This window comes from Syntrophorhabdales bacterium (genome assembly GCA_035541455.1).
GTDB lineage: Bacteria > Desulfobacterota > Syntrophorhabdia > Syntrophorhabdales > WCHB1-27 > JADGQN01.
This window is the reverse complement of record DATKNH010000122.1, coordinates 1-17,422: the sequence shown is the minus strand read 5'-3', so window position 1 is coordinate 17,422 and position 17,422 is coordinate 1. Positions and strand designations below refer to the sequence as shown.

At 52.8% G+C, this 17,422-nt stretch carries 16 protein-coding genes; 13 read left to right on the top strand and 3 right to left on the bottom strand.

The genetic code is table 11. From position 1 onward, the window contains the following. Positions 1-7: 7 nt before the first annotated feature. Both VMT71_13055 and VMT71_13050 read right to left on the bottom strand, forming a co-directional pair. Complete coding sequence (locus VMT71_13055) at positions 8-1,006, bottom strand: TAXI family TRAP transporter solute-binding subunit (GenBank protein HVN24893.1); 999 nt, start codon at positions 1,004-1,006, stop codon at positions 8-10. A 74-nt stretch (positions 1,007-1,080) separates the two neighbouring features. Next, positions 1,081-2,085, bottom strand: a complete 1,005-nt coding sequence (locus VMT71_13050) for an amidohydrolase family protein (protein ID HVN24892.1) — start codon at positions 2,083-2,085, stop codon at positions 1,081-1,083. A 248-nt stretch (positions 2,086-2,333) separates the two neighbouring features. Between VMT71_13050 and VMT71_13045 the strand changes: the two genes are divergently transcribed. The 12 genes from VMT71_13045 to VMT71_12990 all read left to right on the top strand — a co-directional run bounded on the left by VMT71_13045 (position 2,334) and on the right by VMT71_12990 (position 15,174). After that, positions 2,334-2,972 carry an isochorismatase family cysteine hydrolase gene (locus tag VMT71_13045; protein HVN24891.1) on the top strand — a complete coding sequence of 213 codons (639 nt, stop codon included), beginning with the start codon at positions 2,334-2,336 and terminating at the stop codon, positions 2,970-2,972. A gap of 132 nt (positions 2,973-3,104) precedes the next feature. Further along, entirely contained in the window at positions 3,105-3,626 is a 522-nt protein-coding gene (locus tag VMT71_13040; GenBank protein HVN24890.1) for a biotin/lipoyl-containing protein, read from the top strand. Positions 3,627-3,636: 10 nt separating this feature from the next. Beyond that, the gene (locus VMT71_13035) at positions 3,637-4,998 is read left to right on the top strand and encodes an acetyl-CoA carboxylase biotin carboxylase subunit (protein HVN24889.1); all 1,362 of its coding nucleotides are present in this window, start codon (positions 3,637-3,639) and stop codon (positions 4,996-4,998) included. Positions 4,999-5,036: 38 nt separating this feature from the next. Further along, complete coding sequence (locus VMT71_13030; protein HVN24888.1) at positions 5,037-6,503, top strand: hypothetical protein; 1,467 nt, start codon at positions 5,037-5,039, stop codon at positions 6,501-6,503. A 3-nt stretch (positions 6,504-6,506) separates the two neighbouring features. Next, positions 6,507-7,832 (top strand): penicillin-binding protein activator, encoded by a 1,326-nt coding sequence (locus tag VMT71_13025; GenBank protein HVN24887.1) that lies wholly within the window; start codon positions 6,507-6,509, stop codon positions 7,830-7,832. 99 nt (positions 7,833-7,931) lie between these two features. Beyond that, a complete protein-coding gene (locus VMT71_13020) occupies positions 7,932-9,143 on the top strand; it encodes an ABC transporter substrate-binding protein (GenBank protein HVN24886.1) in 1,212 nt (403 codons plus the stop codon). Positions 9,144-9,261: 118 nt separating this feature from the next. After that, a complete protein-coding gene (locus VMT71_13015) occupies positions 9,262-10,485 on the top strand; it encodes an ABC transporter substrate-binding protein (protein ID HVN24885.1) in 1,224 nt (407 codons plus the stop codon). Between the two features lie 224 nt (positions 10,486-10,709). Continuing rightward, entirely contained in the window at positions 10,710-11,927 is a 1,218-nt protein-coding gene (locus tag VMT71_13010; protein ID HVN24884.1) for a penicillin-binding protein activator, read from the top strand. 3 nt (positions 11,928-11,930) lie between these two features. After that, entirely contained in the window at positions 11,931-12,788 is an 858-nt protein-coding gene (locus VMT71_13005) for a branched-chain amino acid ABC transporter permease (GenBank protein ID HVN24883.1), read from the top strand. Beyond that, positions 12,785-13,723 carry a branched-chain amino acid ABC transporter permease gene (locus VMT71_13000; GenBank protein ID HVN24882.1) on the top strand — a complete coding sequence of 313 codons (939 nt, stop codon included), beginning with the start codon at positions 12,785-12,787 and terminating at the stop codon, positions 13,721-13,723. Before VMT71_13005 ends, VMT71_13000 begins: the two co-directional genes overlap by 4 nt. A 9-nt stretch (positions 13,724-13,732) precedes the next feature. After that, entirely contained in the window at positions 13,733-14,473 is a 741-nt protein-coding gene (locus VMT71_12995; GenBank protein ID HVN24881.1) for an ABC transporter ATP-binding protein, read from the top strand. Further along, positions 14,473-15,174: an ABC transporter ATP-binding protein gene (locus tag VMT71_12990; GenBank protein HVN24880.1), complete on the top strand. Its 702-nt coding sequence runs from the start codon at positions 14,473-14,475 to the stop codon at positions 15,172-15,174. The genes VMT71_12995 and VMT71_12990 overlap by 1 nt, the downstream gene beginning before the upstream one ends. Before the next feature lie 34 nt (positions 15,175-15,208). Here the strand turns inward: VMT71_12990 and VMT71_12985 are convergent, their stop codons facing one another. Continuing rightward, positions 15,209-15,826 (bottom strand): ABC transporter substrate-binding protein, encoded by a 618-nt coding sequence (locus VMT71_12985; GenBank protein HVN24879.1) that lies wholly within the window; start codon positions 15,824-15,826, stop codon positions 15,209-15,211. Positions 15,827-16,214: 388 nt separating this feature from the next. Between VMT71_12985 and VMT71_12980 the strand changes: the two genes are divergently transcribed. After that, positions 16,215-17,422: PAS domain S-box protein (locus tag VMT71_12980; protein ID HVN24878.1), on the top strand; the 1,208-nt coding region annotated here is incomplete at its 3' end.

The following is a 17,422-nucleotide window of genomic DNA, read 5'->3' as shown; positions in this document are numbered from 1 at the left end:
TTCGTTCTCACTTAGTTGCCGCCGCTTTCCAGACGCCCATCTCTTTAAAATATTTTTCCGCACCGGGGTGGAAGGGTACGGCAACTCCTTTGTTGTACTCCTGCAGTTTCAGCTCTTTTGCATCCTGGTGCACTGCAAAATACTCTTCCTTGTGATCAAAAAGGTTCTTGATGAATTTGTAAACCAAGTCGTCGCTCACTCCCGAGTGCGTCCAGATAGTTCCTGTCCAACCCAGGATACGCGTATCATTGTCCAGCCCCTTATAGGATTTCGCCTTTACGACACTTGTGTAGTAACCGGGCTGGTCCGAGATAATCTTTTGAGCAATCTTTTCATCCACCGGCACTATACGGACGTTGTTTCTCGTGGAGAGTTCCAGATAGGAGGGCATGGGATAACCACCCGCCAGGAAACCGCCATCAAGCGATCCGTCCTGGATCCCCTCTATGGTCTCTTTATAGACGAAATAGAAGGGTTTGAAGTCCTCTTTCTTGATGCCATATTGTTGAAGGATGAGAAATCCGGTGTTGGCGACCGAGCTTCCCGGACCGCCTACGCCGATACGTTTGCCTTTGATATCCGCAAAGGATTTGATGGGGGAGTTCGCCGGGACGGCAAGATAGAGGTCAACCAGCTGGTTGTAAGCGATGGCCCTGAGACCGGGAAATGCTTTTCCTGTGTACTCCGCCCTGCCCTTCCATGCATTGTACCCGTCAGTCGATCCGAAATCTCCAAAGGCATCTTTCTTCTGCTGCTGTGCCAGCGCCATGCGCCTCACGATTTCCAGAGTGCCTGTGGTCTGTTCGTGAACAAATTTATACCCGCCTCCCATGTACCTGTTTGTGACCGTGACCTGTCCTGCGACCAGTGTGAACGCACCCCCGCCTGCCGGAGGGCTATAATAGGCGACAAGTTTCTCCTGAGCCGACGCATCCGAATATACCCAGAGGGATGCCAGCAGCAAACATACAACTGCAACACTGATGAAACTTTTCCTTTCTTTCATTTCCTGCCTCCTCATAAATCATCGCGCCAACTGACGATGCGCTCGGTTTCTTCGAACTATAGTCTACTACAGAGTTAGCCCAGTTTTAAAAGCTGCCTTGCATTTCCTTCATAGATTTTCTTTCTGTTCTCGGCGCTGATCGGCAGGTTGTCGAGGATTTCGATGGTTGAGCGGATGTAGGCTGGTCCTTTTTCAGGATCAAAGGGGGAATCGGAAGCAAAGAGCGTCTTATCCGCGCCGAAGAAATCGAGTCCGCACACCGTCGCTGCCTTCGACCCGAAAACAGCAGTGTCCGCATAGAACATGTGGAAATAGTCGAATGGTCTTTTCTTCAGCTTCTTGAGCAGCACACTGTAATCCTCATCGGATGTCCTCGTACCCAACTGGTCCCAGCCGGGGCCGACTCTTCCTTCGAAGTAAGGAATCATCGCTCCCAGATGATGGGTAATGATCTTGAGATCGGGATGGCGATCAAAAAGTCCCGCAAAAACCAGATGGGCCATGGCCACGCTGGTCTCGTAGGGCCAGCCGAACGTCCACCAGATTTCGTAATGGCTTTTCGGTTCACTCTTGTAGTCGGCAAATTCTGCTGTTCTGTAGGGATGCAGCCACACAGGGCGGTCGAGTTCGGCCATCAGGTCGAAGAGTGGCATGGTCTCAGGCTTGTCGAGAGGCCTGCCCAGCACGTTGCTGAATACAAGCACACCCACTGCGCCAAGATCGCCGATGGCTCTCCTCGTTTCTTTCAGGAGTCCTTCAGGATCGTTCATCGGCAGAGACGCGATAAAGCCAGGGAAGCGATCCGGATATTTGGCTACCAGTTCAGCCATTGAATCGTTTGCAAGCTTTGCCAGGTCTGTCGAAACAGGCGGAGGCCCAAAGACCTCGAGTGGGGAGGAGAGGCATATGATCTGCGCGTAATCATCAAAAAGGTCCATGATCTTGAACCGCTCGTCCAGATCGACGAGGCAAGGTATATTTCTAATGCGTTTGTGTATATCTTTTGCATTGGGAGCTATACTCAGCATCTTATCGTAAAATTTTCGCGGGGAGATGTGGTTAAATATGTCGATCTTCATGTATGCCTCCTGGAATAGTTGCTCTGTGGCCTTCCGGAAAGTTTTTTCGTCTGTTCAGAATGGCGGAGTACGGGTAATTTCAAAGGGTGTATCTCAAACACGGGACCATTGTCAAGGCCTGCGGCCCCAAAATGTTGTTGACAAACGCTACTGATGCGCAAAAAAATAAAGATGGAGTTAATCCCTGATATGGGGCATTCTTTCGGATTTCGATATCCGGATCCGGAGCGATGATGCGGAGGTCTGCAATGGTTGATGAATCTGTGAGGAAGAGAATCGCCGCTCAAATCAAGCCGGGCAGGACAGCCCTGGTCGTCGTTGATGTCCAGAACGACTTCTGCCATCCTGAGGGGGTCTTCGGAAGAAGAGGTTTTGACCTCTCTCACGTGGAAAAGTCGGTTGACCGGCTGCTTCCTTTCGTAGAGCAATGCCGCACGTGGGAAATGCCTGTTGTGTTCGTACGGACTATTCACAGCAATTGGACGGATTCGGATTCATGGGTTGGCCGGCTGGCAGGGGCGGGGAGAGAAATGCCCATATGCAGGCCGGAAACATGGGGTGCCGAATTTTACAAGGTTGCTCCCCACGTGGGCGATTTCATCACGACGAAGCATCGCTTCAGCGGCTTCGTCGGGACCGATCTGAACCTGGTGCTGCGCGCCAGGCGGATAGAAACACTGCTCATGACCGGGGTTGCTTCGAACGTGTGTGTGGAAACCACCGCTCGCGACGGCTACAACCTTGACTATCGCATAATTTACGTCGAGGACTGCTGCGGCGCGTTCTCTCTTGAAGAGCACCAATCAGCCATTCTGAACATGAACAAATACTTCGGCGTTGCGGTTGACTCAGCAACATTTTCAGAAATTATGGAGAGTCTTACCTAGAAGCTGGATCGCGGCGCAAGGACCACCTTCACGCGGAGAGCGTGGCTCGGATAAACATCGCACATATGTGCGGCGCGGAAGATGGGTTAAGATTAAGGCTGAGAAAGTTTGGATCCTGGTATTGGAGGTTCTATGACACTAACGCAAGACGAGATAATCCGGATACTCAAACTGGTGGAGGAATCCACGTTTGACGAATTACACCTGGAAACAGGTGAACTGAAGCTGATCGTGAAAAAGGGTGGATGCGAAAGCACTCCGAAGCCCGTCAATGCTCCACACCCGGGACCTGCACCCACCCTCCCCGATCCGGTTCCCACACCAATTGCAAAGAAACAAGAAAAGGCTGCCAGACCGCGTGCAGGCAAGGATAAGGCCACACAAGCAGCCACAGGGCGCGAGGAAATCCCTATTAAAGCCCCATTATTGGGCACAGTCTACAGAAGGCCGGCACCCGATTCGCCTCACTACGTTGAAATCGGTTCTATTGTAAAGGAAGAGGATACGGTGTGCCTTATAGAAGTCATGAAGGTCTTCACCGCGGTAAAAGCGGGGGTACGCGGTCGCATAAAAGAGATACTGGTAGAGACCAACGACATGGTCGAGTATGGGCAGCCGCTCTTCATGGTGGAGCCTGAAACAGGGCTTTCCTGAAAGGAGAGTTGTGGCGCGTATCTCCCGGCTTTTCATCGCGAACCGTGGTGAAATAGCGGTCCGTATTATCAAAGCGTGCAGGGCGCTGGGTATAGAGGCAGTGCTTGCTGTGTCTGAGGCGGACCGCGAAAGCATGGCTGCGCGCATGGCTGACCGCGTCGTCTGCATTGGGCCGGCCCGCGCCCAGGAGAGTTACCTCAGAATAAGCACCATAGTTTGTGCCGCGAAAGGTACCGGGTCGCAGGCGATCCATCCCGGTTACGGTTTTCTGGCCGAACATCCGGACCTGCCAAAAATCTGCGACGAGCAGGGCCTGCTCTTCGTAGGGCCTCCGGAACATTGCATCAGGGAAATGGGAAACAAGCTTCTTGCGCGCAAGATGGTGAGGAGCTATGGAATTCCCGTGATCCCCGGTTCTGAAAAAGTGAGGAACATCAGAGAGGCAGAGCACCGGGCCCGGGAAATAGGTTTTCCCGTTATTCTCAAAGCCGCGGCCGGTGGCGGAGGCCGGGGGATCAAGATCGTGAGTGAACCTTCGCAGCTTTCAACCGTATTCGAAACCGCTGGAGCAGAGGCGAGGACCGCCTTCGGCGATGAAGTGCTCTACCTCGAAAAATATATTCCACACGCGCGCCACATAGAGGTACAGGTTCTTGGGGATGCACAGGGTAATGTGATACATCTGGGCGAACGGGACTGCTCCTTGCAGCGGCGTTACCAGAAAGTGATCGAAGAGGCGCCTGCACCTTCCCTACCTGATGCGCTCAGGCAGCAGATACGGGCGGCAGGCGTAACCATTGCGCGGAACATCGGGTATCGGAGCGCTGGTACTGTCGAGTTTATCTTCGATAAGGAGACACAGAAATTTTACTTCCTGGAGATGAATACCAGGGTACAGGTTGAACATCCGGTTACAGAGATGGTCAGCGGTGTAGATATCGTCAGGGAGCAGATCCGTATCGCCGCAGGCGAGCCGCTCAGCTTTTCTCAATCTATGGTGACTCTCACCGGACATGCCATAGAATGCAGGGTGACGGCTGAAGCACCCGAACGAGATTTTGCCCCCTCTCCGGGCAAGCTGCGAGAGTGGGTAACCCCCGATGGCCCGGGCATACGCGTCGACACCCATTGCTATGCGGGCTATTTCGTTCCACCCTATTACGATTCGCTGATCGCCAAAGTGATCACTCACGGAAAAGATCGTGCTACGGCAATCGACCGGATGAAGTATGCCCTCGAACATTTTGTGATCAGAGGCATCGACACAGTTATTCCCTTTCTGCTCTTCGTATTGAACAGGGACGAGTATAGAAAAGGGGATGTTCACACAAAGTGGTTGGAAGAAGTGCTGGAAGACTATCAGAAGAAATAGATATTGCGCAGTAGTTTTTTTGAAAAGAGGAGCGAATAATGGATCAGGTAAGATTCGTAGACACCACATTCCGGGACGGACATGCGAGTCTATGGGCAGAAGGTATGACCACAGGCATGATGCTCCCGGTCGCCTCCCTGATGGACGCCGCGGGATTTACGGCTATGGAAATCATAGCGACGAGCCACTTCAAGAAATGTGTGCGGGAGCTTCGCGATGACCCGTGGGAAAGAATAAGGCTTCTCTCCGCACGGGTGAAAAAGACACCGCTCGTGCTCATGATGGGCCATAACATCACGGCCTTTGACCTGACGCCGTTCTCGTTACTCAAACTCTTCATGGAACGTATCGCTGCGGCAGGCATAAACCAGATAGAGTTAATGGATGCAGCGAACGATATGACCTTCAGGATCCCTGAATGCGTCGGATTTGCAAAAGAAGTCGGATTGAAGGTGTCGCTCGCACTCATCTATTCGTATTCACCCAAGCATTCGGATGCCTATTACGCCCAAAGAACAAAGGATGCGGCAAAGCTGAAACCGGACGTCATCTACCTCAAAGATTCGGGTGGGCTGCTCACGCCGGAGCGCGCCCGTACCGTGATACCGGCCATGCTGGCATGCACGGGCGGGATACCGCTGGAATTGCACTCCCACTGCACCACGGGACTGGCCCCCATCTGCTATCTTGAAGCAGTCAAGGCCGGTTGCCGGACGATCCATACGGCCATCCCCCCCCTGGCGAACGGCTCGTCGCAACCCTCTATATTCAACGTGATAAACAATCTTCGCATGCTGGGCTACGATATCGCCGTAGACGACCAGGCGCTCCTCCCCGTGGCAAGCCACTTCACCTACATTGCGAAACGGGAGGGGTTGCCGATCGGCGTTCCCCTCGAATATGACGAGTACCAGTACATCCACCAGGTGCCCGGCGGTGTGATCTCCAATCTCAAGCATCAACTCACGCAGATGCGCATGCAGGATAGGCTCAACAAGGTTCTCGAGGAGATTGTGCAGGTAAAAGAGGACCTCGGGTATCCGATCATGGTCACACCCTTTTCGCAGTTCGTCGCGAGCCAGGCCGCAATAAACATCATGACCGGTGAAAGATACAAGCAGGTCACGGAGGAGATAATCATGTATTGCCTCGGGTTCTGGGGACAGGAAGCAAGCTCCGAGGTGAAGCCGAACATTAAGGATAGAATATTGAATCTCACCCGAGCGAAGGAACTCGCCACCTTCGTACCCCCGCAGCCGACGATAGACCAACTGCGGCAGAAACTTGGCGGCTCTGGCATGTCTGACGACGAGCTGATACTCAGGTTCATCGTCCAGGAGGAAAAGGAGATACAAGCCATGCGCGCTGCGGGACCTCCGAGAGAATACCTTACGTCTGCCAATCCACTGGTGATGATTATCCAGGAACTGCTGCGAAAGGAAGAGCTCAGTTACGTGCACGTCAGCAAAGGCGACTTCTCATTAACGCTGCAGAAGCATGCTTGAGCGATGCTATATGCCGGAACACTCTTTCCCTCCTGCTCGGCTCCGGGCGGCAGAAAAGAGTTGACAGTGGCAAAGGCGCACATCTATCATCTACATATTTCAAAAAAGGAGGAACGTTACATGTTCAGCAAGGGGAGATGCATATTGATATGGGGATTGGTACTGGCAGTTACTCTGGCGTGCGGCGGAGTGGCGCAGACAGCGGAAAGGCCACCTATCAAAGTCGGCCTCCTCCTTCCCTACACCGGCACCATGCCTCTTCAGGCAAAAGGTGTCAGTGACGGTGTGGAGCTTTACTTCGCTCAGATAGGGCAGAAGGCGGGTGGTCGGCCCATTCAGGTGATAAAAGAGGACGATGAGAATAACCCAACGGTGGGGTTGACCAAGGTCAAGCGGCTCGTGGAGCAGTATAAGGTGGATTTTGTCGTGGGCCCTGTGAGCAGTGCTGTGGCTCTCGCGATCCATGACTATCTCCGGGGCCAGAAGGTTATTCAAATCAATCCCGTTGCCTTTACCAGGGAATTAACCTCACCCCAGAAGTGGAGCCCCAATATATTCCGCGTGGTCGAGACGACCGATCAGACCAACTACTCGATGGGCAAGTGGATGTACAAGAGTACGCCGTATCGCAATATTGTCATTACAGCCTCTGATTTTTCAGCGGGACACCACAGCGTAGAAGCCTTCAAAGCCGGATTTGAAGAGGCTGGTGGAAAAATCATCAAAGAGGTCTACCCAAAATTGGGCACCATGGATTTCGCCTCGTTCCTCACCGCGATAGACATCAAAGGGGCGGACGCTGTGTACGCATGGTACGCGGGTACGGATGCGGTCCGTTTCGTACAGCAGTATCAGGAATTCGGCTTGAAGAAACGGCTTCCTCTTTATGGATACGGTGTGATAGCCGACGATCCCTACCTGCCCAGTATGGGGGACGCCGCTCTTGGCATCATCACGAGCTGTCACTATGCCTGGACGATAGACACCCCCGAGAACAATGCCTTCGTGAAGGCGTATCAGACAAAGTGGGGTGAGGTCCCATCCAGGTATAGCGAATTCGGCTACGTCTCTGCCCAGTGTATCGCTGCAGCAGCGGATGCCTTGAAGGGTAACCTTGACGCTACCGCGCAGGTAGCTGAGACCATCAAGAAGGTCGCTCCCAAAATCGAGACGCCGTCGGGCCCTCTCGCCTTCGATCAGTATAACCAGAGGATCGTGAATGTCTATGTGGAGAAGGTGGAAAAGCGCGATGGCAAGCTGGTCAATGTTGTGATTGACAAGATCGGCAAAGTGGCCCAGACAGATGCCTGGAAATGGTGGAACAAGTGAAGGGGAGAAGACGTTGCGAGTTACGAGTTTCAGGTTAAAGACGGGAACGGTTTTGTACTCAATGCTACAAATGCTAAACCATGTAAAAGGAGCATAAACATGGCAAATCGAAAGAGCAGACTGTTCTTGATTTGTCTGGCTGTACTGATCGGGCTTTCTGTAGTGGCGGGTTCGGGCGCGATGGCAGCAGACAAGCCGCCCATTAAGATCGGGCTGCTGCTTCCTTATACCGGCACCATGCCCTTTCAAACAAAAGGGGTTAATGATTCGGTGGAGCTCTATTTCGGCGAGCTTGGCATGAAAGCCGGGGGTAGACCGATTCAGATCATTAAAGAAGATGACGAGAATAATCCGACCACGGGCCTCACCAAGGTACGCCGGCTGGTAGAGCAGCAGAAGGTAAACTTTATAGTAGGACCGGTGAACAGCGCCGTAGGACTGGCCATACAGGACTACGTCCGCAAGCAGAACGTCATACTTCTGAACCCGGTTGCCAATACGAGAGAGCTGACAGGGCCAGACAAATGGGCCGAGAACGTTTTCCGTACTGTCGAGACGTCCGACCAGTGTAACTACCCCATGGGCGCGTGGATAATCAAAAACACACCTTACCGCAACATGGCGATAACAGGTTCCGATTTTGCTGGCGGACATCATAACGTTGAAGCTTTCAAAGCCGGCTTCGAGGCAGCCGGAGGCAAGGTAGTTAAAGAGATTTTCCCAAAATTGGGCACCATGGATTTTGCTCCTTTCCTGAGCGGGATGGAAAAGGGAATAGATGCCACCTACGCCATGTACGTCGGGACGGATGCTGTCAGGTTTGTTCAACAGTACGAGGAATTTGGCATCAAGAAACGGATTCCCCTGTACGGCTTTGTGACTATAGCCGATGACCCGTATCTACCCGGCGTAGGCGACGCTGCAATCGGCCTTATCACCAGCAGCCATTACCCGGTCAATTTAGATACGCCTAAGAACAAGGCATTTGTTAAATCGTACACGAGCAGGTATGGCCATCCTCCTTACCGTTACAGTGAATATGGCTATACAGCAGCCAGCATGATCGGCGCGACCATCGAGGCTTTGAAGGGCGATGTGGAGGACAGCGCGCGGACAGCTAAGGAGATGAAAAAAACCGCTAATACACTGGAAATGCCTTCAGGTCCTCTTGCGTTTGATCAGTATAACCAGAGGATCGTCAACATGTACGTGGTGAAGACGGAAAAACGTGACGGGAAGCTGGTCAATGTCGTTGTCGACAAGCTCGGCAGGGTGGCTCAGACAGATGTTTGGAAATGGTGGGTGAAGTAAAAGGGGTTCAAGCGTTCGGGGGTGCAAGAGACCAAACCGCACAAGGCTTGGCAGTCAGCAGCTCACCTGGCAAACGGTAGCTCCGCCGGACACGCGAATCACGAGAAAGGAGTCAGGGATGTCATCAAAGAAAGGGAAATGGATTTTTGTGTGTCTGGTTGTCTTCATAGCCGTATTTGCTATGACCGCTTCAGATTCGCTCGCAGCGGAAAAGTCACCCATTAAAGTTGGTCTGCTTCTTTCGTACACGGGTATTGCTCCTCTCCAGGCAAAAGGTTCTTCCGATGGAGCAGAATTCGCCTTTGATGAAATTCACCGGAGAGCGGGTGGCCGCGCAATACAGGTGTTGAAGGAGGATTCGGAACTCAATCCCACCGTGGCGCTCACGAAAGTGCGCCGGTTAATCGAAGAGCAGAAAGTCAATTTCATAGTGGGTCCGGTCAGCAGCGCCGAAGCTTTGGCCATTTATGACTACGTGCTCAAGAGCAACGTCATATGGATTATCCCGTGCGCATTCACACGCGAATTGACATCACCTGAGAAAGCAAACGAAAAAATGTTCCGGACAACAGAGACATCGGACCAGGGCAATTACCCGATGGGAAGATGGGTAATGAAGAACACGAATTGGCGCAACGTGGTCGTGACCGGTCAGGACTATAAAGCAGGGCACGATTCGGTTGATGCGTTCAAGGCAGGCTTCACTGAAGCCGGGGGGAAAATCCTCAAAGACGTCTATCCTAAAATGGGCACTATGGATTTTGCGCCCTTCCTGAGCACGATCGACGTGAAAGGCGCAGACGCCGTCATGGCCTGGACAACGGGCACCGATGCCATTCGATTTGTGCAGCAGTACGAGGAATTCGGGCTCAAGAAAAGGCTGCCTCTTTTTGGCGGCCAGGTGGCACTGGTAGATGACCCTTACCTTTCCCAGATAGGGGACGCTGCCCTGGGTATACTTTCTCAAAGTCACTATCCACCCACACTTGATACACCCAGGAACAGGGCCTTTGTAAAGGCATATACGGCAAAATATGGCGAGACGCCCTCACGATACAGCGAATATGGCTACACTGCCGCGAAAATGATTATTGCAGGCATTGAAGGAACCAAAGGAAATGTTGAGGACGTATCACCATTGGCAAAGGAGATAAAGCGGGCGTCTTCTTCGGGCAAGATAGAAACGCCGGCAGGAACGCTGGCCATCGATCAATACAATCAGCGGATCATAGACGTCTATATTGTGAAGGTGGAGAAAAAAGAAGGCAAACTGGTAAACGCAGTCATAGACAAGTTAGGCAAGGTATCGCAGGTCGATACGTGGAAATGGTGGAATAAGTAATAACAGGTCTCACACGCATGCGCAGCCATGTCTGCTGATGCGGGCGAGACAATTGAAAGTCGTGGCATAAGGCAGAATAAGTAGTTGACAAATTTCCGGGCAGCGTGGTACTACAAAACCGGGAATGGATCAGAAGCCGGGCAGATAGCTTTCCGTGTCATCGAAAGCGTCTGTATTCGCGCCTTGAACTGACAATCAAAACCCGTACACCAAGGAGGCGTCAGATGCATTATCAAAAAAAACTCTTGTCATTTCTGTTTCTCGGAAGCTTAATCATCGCTCTACTGGTGATCACAGGATCGCCTTCAGTGGCAGCAGATAAAGGCCCGATTAAGATCGGATTACTCCTTCCCTATACTGGAACCATGCCATTACAGGCAAAGGGAGTCCAGGACGGCGCAGAGCTTTACTTTGATGAGATCGGCAGGAAGGCAGGAGGCCGGCCGATTGAGATCGTCAAAGAGGATACCGAGTTGAGCCCCACCACAGGCCTGACCAAGGTGCGTCGCCTTGTGGAGCAGCAGAAGGTTCAGTTTGTAATAGGTCCGGTGAGCAGTGCCGTGGGCCTTGCTATTCACGATTACGTGCGCGCGCAAAAGGTGATTCAGATCAACCCCACTGCATTCACCCGTGAATTGACGTCTCCGCAGAAGGCAAGCCAGAACATCTTCCGCGTCTGTGATACGACCGATGAGAACGCCTACCCCATGGGGAAATGGATGTACAAGAACACCAATTACCGGAACATAGTGGTGACCGGATCTGATTTCGCTGCGGGGCACCACACCCTCGAGGCTTTTACTGCAGCATTTCAGGCTTCCGGAGGAAAGGTGATCAAGGAAGTTTATCCCAAATTGGGCACCATGGATTTTGCTCCTTTCCTCGCCGCAATCGATGTGAAAGGCGCGGATGCAGTCTTCGGTTTCTATGCCGGAACAGATGCGGTCAGGTTCGTGCAGCAGTACCAGGAATTCGGTTTGAAGAAGCGGCTTCCTCTTTACGGCCATGCGGCGATGGTCGACGACCCGTATCTCCCTTCAATAGGAGATGCCGCGATCGGACTCATCACCAGCGGCCACTACACGTTCATGATAGATTCGCCAAAGAACAAAGCCTTCGTGAAAGCTTACAATGCCAAGTATGGTGAAAATCCATCCCGCTACAGTGAGTTCGGATATGTCTCAGCGCAGGTGATTGGAGCTGCAGCCGAGTCTCTCAAGGGCGACGTGGATGATCCTCAGAAAGTAGCAGCCGAGATAATGAAAGTTTCGGCAAAGATCGAAACACCTTCCGGTCCGCTTGCCTTCGACCAGTACCATCAGAGAGTGATCAACATGTATGTGCTCAAGACGGAAAAACGGGATGGAAAGCTGGTCAACGCCGTTCTGGACAAGATGGGCAAAGTGGCTCAAGCCGATGTCTGGGGTTGGTGGAACAAGTAAGTAATGGCCTTTGTCCTGACCCAGACCATAAACGGTGTCGTCTTCGGTATGCTGCTTTTTCTGCTGGCAGCAGGGCTCACTCTCATGCTGGGCACCATGAGGATCGTCAATCTCGCCCATGGATCTTTCTATTTGCTGGGCGGTTACATCGGCTACACGGTCGCGCAATATACACACAATTTTTTCCTGGCGTGCATGGCCGGTCTCATCAGCATCGGAATACTCGGAATAGTCTCCTATAAGACGGTGCTCGAAAAGAAATTCGCGAGTGAAACACTGGCCCAGGTGTTGCTTACATTCGGCATGCTCCTTATCATCAGCGATGTGTGTCGTTGGGTTTGGGGTGGAAACCCTCTCGCAATCCCAAAACCGGAACTGCTGCAGGGTACGGTCTATCTCGGCAGCATCGTGGTTCCCTACTATCGCCTTGCAGTGATCGTTATCGGCGCGCTCATACTGATTTTTCTCTGGTGGTTCCAGGAAAAAACGAAATATGGCGCGATCGTCCGGGCCGGCGTGGATGATGCGGAAATGGCCCAGGGCATAGGCATTAACATCTCACTCGTCAAAACACTGGTATTCAGCCTGGGCGCACTGCTGGCAGGTCTGGCCGGTGTTATAGGCGGCCCCTTTGTCGGATTGAGTGTCGGACTCGATATTGAAATATTATTGCTCGCAATCGTCGTGGTCGTGATCGGCGGAACAGGAAGCCTACGGGGAGCGCTTGTCGGGGCGCTTCTCATAGGACTGATCGATTCTTTTGGTAAGAGTCTTCTCCCGGAGCTATCCATCTTCACGCTCTTTGCTGCGATGGTCGTGGTACTGGCAATCAAACCAAGCGGCCTTTTTGGAACAAAATGAAAAAGGGTAGACCGGTCATCACCCTTCTCATAGTGCTTGCCCTGCTCTGCGCGGCGCCCCTTTTCCTCCCTTCCTACTACACGGGGCTTCTCACCTTGATTCTCATCTATGCGATTTTCGCAATGAGTCTCGATATCCTGCAGGGTTATACAGGGCTTGCCTCATTGGGGCATGCTGCCTTCCTTGGCACGGGCGCGTACATAGTCGCTATCATCAACGTCAAGATATTTCATGGCCCCCACTTCGCCATCGAGCTCTTCGCAGGAGTGCTCTCCGCAGGGATCGTTGCCGCACTCTTCGGCCTGATCGTCCTGCGAAACACGGGTACCTACCTTTTGATGATCCTCCTGGCTTCATCCATGATGCTTTGGGGTATCGCGTTCAAATGGCGCTCATTGACCGGAGGCGATGACGGGCTCCCGGGCATTGCACGTCCTGACCTCTCGTTCGTGCACTGGAATCTGCACACTACAACCCATTTCTATTATTTTGTCCTCCTCTTCTTTGTGATTGCAGCATTACTGATGTATCTCGTTGTGCGTTCCTCTTTCGGCCACACCCTGCTGGGCATTCGAGAAAGCGAGACGCGCATGACTGCGCTGGGCTACAATGTCTGGCTCCAGAAGTACATCGCCTTTATCGTCTCGGGGATTTTTGCCGGCCTCGCGGGAGTGATGCTCGTCTATTACAACGGCTTTGTGAGCCCTTCCGAACTCCACCTCGTCACCTCTGCAGAGGTGCTTATAATGGTGATCCTGGGAGGAGTGGGCACCCTGTTCGGACCTGCACTGGGTGCAGGTATCATTATACTGATCAAGAATTTCGTGAGTGGCTACACCGAGCACTGGATGATTATCCTGGGCGCACTTTACATGGCAACCGTAATGCTGGCGCCCCAGGGCGTGTACAGGCTGTTCAGGCGATCGCAAAAGTGAGGCTCTTCCTTGGATGCGCTTGTAGTTGAACATCTCACAAAAGACTTTGGAGGAGTTCGCGCAGTAAACGACGTCTCCTTCACGGTGACGCCAGGGGAGAGACTCGCAATCATCGGACCCAATGGAGCGGGCAAGACCACCCTCTTTCAGTTGCTCAGCGGAATGCTCACCCCCACTGCCGGAAGAATTTTTGTTTTCGGCAAGGATATCACAAAATTGCCCGCTCACCGGCGAGCCGCGCTGGGTATAGGGCGCACGTTCCAGATCACCAATCTTTTCCTAAACCTCACGGTGCTGGACAATGTGCTGCTGGCGCTGGAGGCAGGAGGAATGACGAGGTACAACCTGGTGCGTCCTGTCTCCTCGTATAAGCATCTCCTCACGCAGGCGGAAGCTATACTGCATCAATGGAACTTATCGCACAGGAAAGACGTGCCTGTCCGCAGTCTCTCTTACGGGGAGCAGCGCCAGCTGGAGATCATGCTGACGCTCTCGCAGAACCGGTCCTTCCTGCTGCTGGACGAGCCCACCTGCGGCTTGTCACCGGACGAGGCGCAAAGCTTCGTGTCCATCATCCGCAGCTTTTCACGCGATTTCACCGTACTGCTCATCGATCACGACATGGACGTGACCTTTGGAATCGCAGAAAAGGTAATGGTGCTGCATTACGGCACGGTCGTAGCCTTCGGTTCGCCTGAAGAAGTGAAAGGCAATGCGCAGGTGCAGGAAATATACATGGGTGTGGACTGATGAGCCTCCTCGAAGTCCGAAACATACATACATATTACGGAGACTCGCACGTACTTCAAGGCGTCAGCATAAACGTTGAGAAAGGCAAGGTCATAGCCATACTGGGCAGGAACGGGGCGGGTAAAACCACGTTACTGCGCTCGATTATCGGTTTCACACCGCCTCGCCAGGGCAACATCATTTTCAAGGGACAGGACATCACTCAGCTGAGCATCTATCGTATTGTCAGAATGGGAATCGGCCTCGTACCCCAGGGAAGGCGCACATTCCCTTCCCTTACGGTCAAAGAGAATCTGGACATCGCGGCTCAAGGCGGAAGCAACGCGCGCTGGTCTATAAATGAAATATTCTCAACGTTCACCAACCTTGAGAAGCGATCGTCGTCAAGGGCAAGAACGTTAAGCGGCGGTGAGCAACAGATGCTTGCGTGCGGTCGCGCACTCATGGGTAATCCGGATTTACTCCTCATGGATGAACCGACCGAGGGCCTTTCACCCCTTCTGGTTCGTGAGGTACACCGCATTATCAAGGAAATCAAAGCCCAGGAGCTTTCATTGCTCCTGGTAGACCAGGATTCTGCCTTCGCACTCAAAATAGCCGATTACGTGTACATCATGAGCAGAGGGGCCATTGTCTGGGAATCCGAGCCGGAGAAGTTGAGAGAGAATCCGGAGATACGCTCGCGCTATCTCGGCGTGTAGAAGCAATTCAAACCGCGATGTGCAGGAGATGCTGCTACGACCTGCGAGGGAGTGTCGACGAGAGCGTGCCCGGCTTTTCCCGGAGTATTTCGAGCAGCTTTTCCGGCGGATTGTTGGCGAGGATCTCCCGGAACTGGGTGCGATAGTTGTTAACCAGGCTCACGCCCTCGATCACGACGTCATAAACCTTCCACTCTGCCCCTTCCCTGATAACCCGGCAGCTTACGGGAATCTGACCGCTTTTCGTGGTGACGACAGCTTGAACCTCGAAGGCTGTATCCGATAGAGGCACTTCCTTGATGAAAGTAATTTGCTCGTTGCTGTAAGTCGTAACCCTATCAATGTACGTATCCTTGAGGACGGACCTGAAAAGCTGAACGAATTCCTTGCGCTGCTCGATCGTGAACGTATTCCAGTTGAGCCCCAGGGTCCTTTTCGAAAGTTCCACGTAGTCAAACAGTTGATCGACAATGGCCTCGATCTTTTGTTCTTTTACCTTTCTTCCCGATTCGCCCTGGAGTTTGGGATCACGCAGTATCTGGAGCACACTGTCAACATTTCTCTTCACCGTGTCGAGTGGAGCACCGGCAAAAAGCATTCCCGGAAGCCCCGCTAGTGCAATACACATCAGTCCCGCGAGCCAGGCTTGCATGGTATGCGTCTTCCTGAGTTGACAATAACTGTGCAGCCTGAAACCATTTCCTGTTTGACACGTCTCTCGTGTATATCTTTTGCACCTTCCCACGGATAGAGCCCCATGGATCATAGTGTACAGTAAAGATATTATAAAATCAGGCGGCATTCTCTTATCGCAGCAACATACGTGCCAAATAACATCGAGATTTGAAATCCCCGTTCACAGAAACTGCGTATGCTTGTAATACAAAGGTACCGCTTGTCACGGGTAATGTACAATGCCAGCAACTCCAGCGAAAGGAGAGCCCGGCGCATTGTTCCTGCTGGACACTACTCTTGCTTGTTCCCGGTTGATTACGCGATAATGTACCTTTGGGAGTTATTTGCCACAAAGGGAGAATAGCATGGCCTACACGCATAACGTCGTTCGTAGATCGAGCCCCCCGAACGGAAGACACAGGTCTCCTAACAAGGCTAAGAAACGAGCCGAAGCAGGCGCTCGACCTGAGCGTGGATCATGGATGGTTCACGCAGACAAAGATGACCTTGTGTCGATTCTGGATAAACTACCGGTCGGAGTTGCTGTACTCGGGAGCCCCACCGGCAACGCCCTCTACATAAACAATCAGATAGTTGACACGCTCGGCTATACCCTTACCGAAACGCCCTCAACAAAGTCGCTGATGAAGAAGGCCATCCCTGACCGGAAGGCGAGAAGCGAGGCCTACAGGGCGTGGAGACACGTTGTCCGCTCCGGCAGCGGTGAACCGCGGGTACAACCTTACATTTGCGCAGACGGGACAATCCGAACCTTTGAGCACCGGAGCGTCGTGCTCCGGAAGGATCTCATTGTGAACCTGTGGATCGACGTCACGCGTCGCGAGGTGGCCGAAGCCCAGTTGAGGGAAAGCGAGTCACGATTCCGATCTTTTTTTGAGAACTCCTCCGACCCGTTCGTGCTCTTCGATGGAGAGCGGGTGGTCAACTGCAATCGTGCGGCCCAGAATATGTTTGGCTATGAGGACAGAAAAAAAATAATCGGCGCCACGATGGAGAAGCTCTCCCCCAGGAAACAGCCCGACAGCACCCTCTCTTCCCTGCAAGCCCGTGCTCTTTTCAAGTCCGCGCTGAAGAGGGGCAGCAACAGGTTTGAATGGGTTGCGCTACGCAATGATGGCATGAAAATTCCCGTAGAAGTTTCGATCACCACAATCACGCTGGGAGGCAAAACTCTTTTGTTTGCCGTGCTCCGTGACACAACGGCATGGAAAGAGGCTCAGCACGCCCTTCTGCACGCCAAGACCGATCTCGAAACGAGGGTAAGGGAGCGCACGGCGGATCTTGCCTCGGTGAATGAGCGTTTGCGGAAGGAAATAGAGGCGCGTAAGAAGATTGAGCAAGAAGTGCGTAAGTCACGAGAGGATCTGCGGAATCTCTCAGAACATCTCCAGCAGATACGGGAGAGGGACAGGGCCGATATTGCCCGTGAGGTGCATGATCAACTGGGCCAGGCTCTCTCTGCCGTGGTCATTGACCTCGCGTGCCTGCGGGAACAGCTACCCCCGGAGCAGGAGGGACGAAGACAGGTCCGCGCGATAGAAGCCAAGATCAG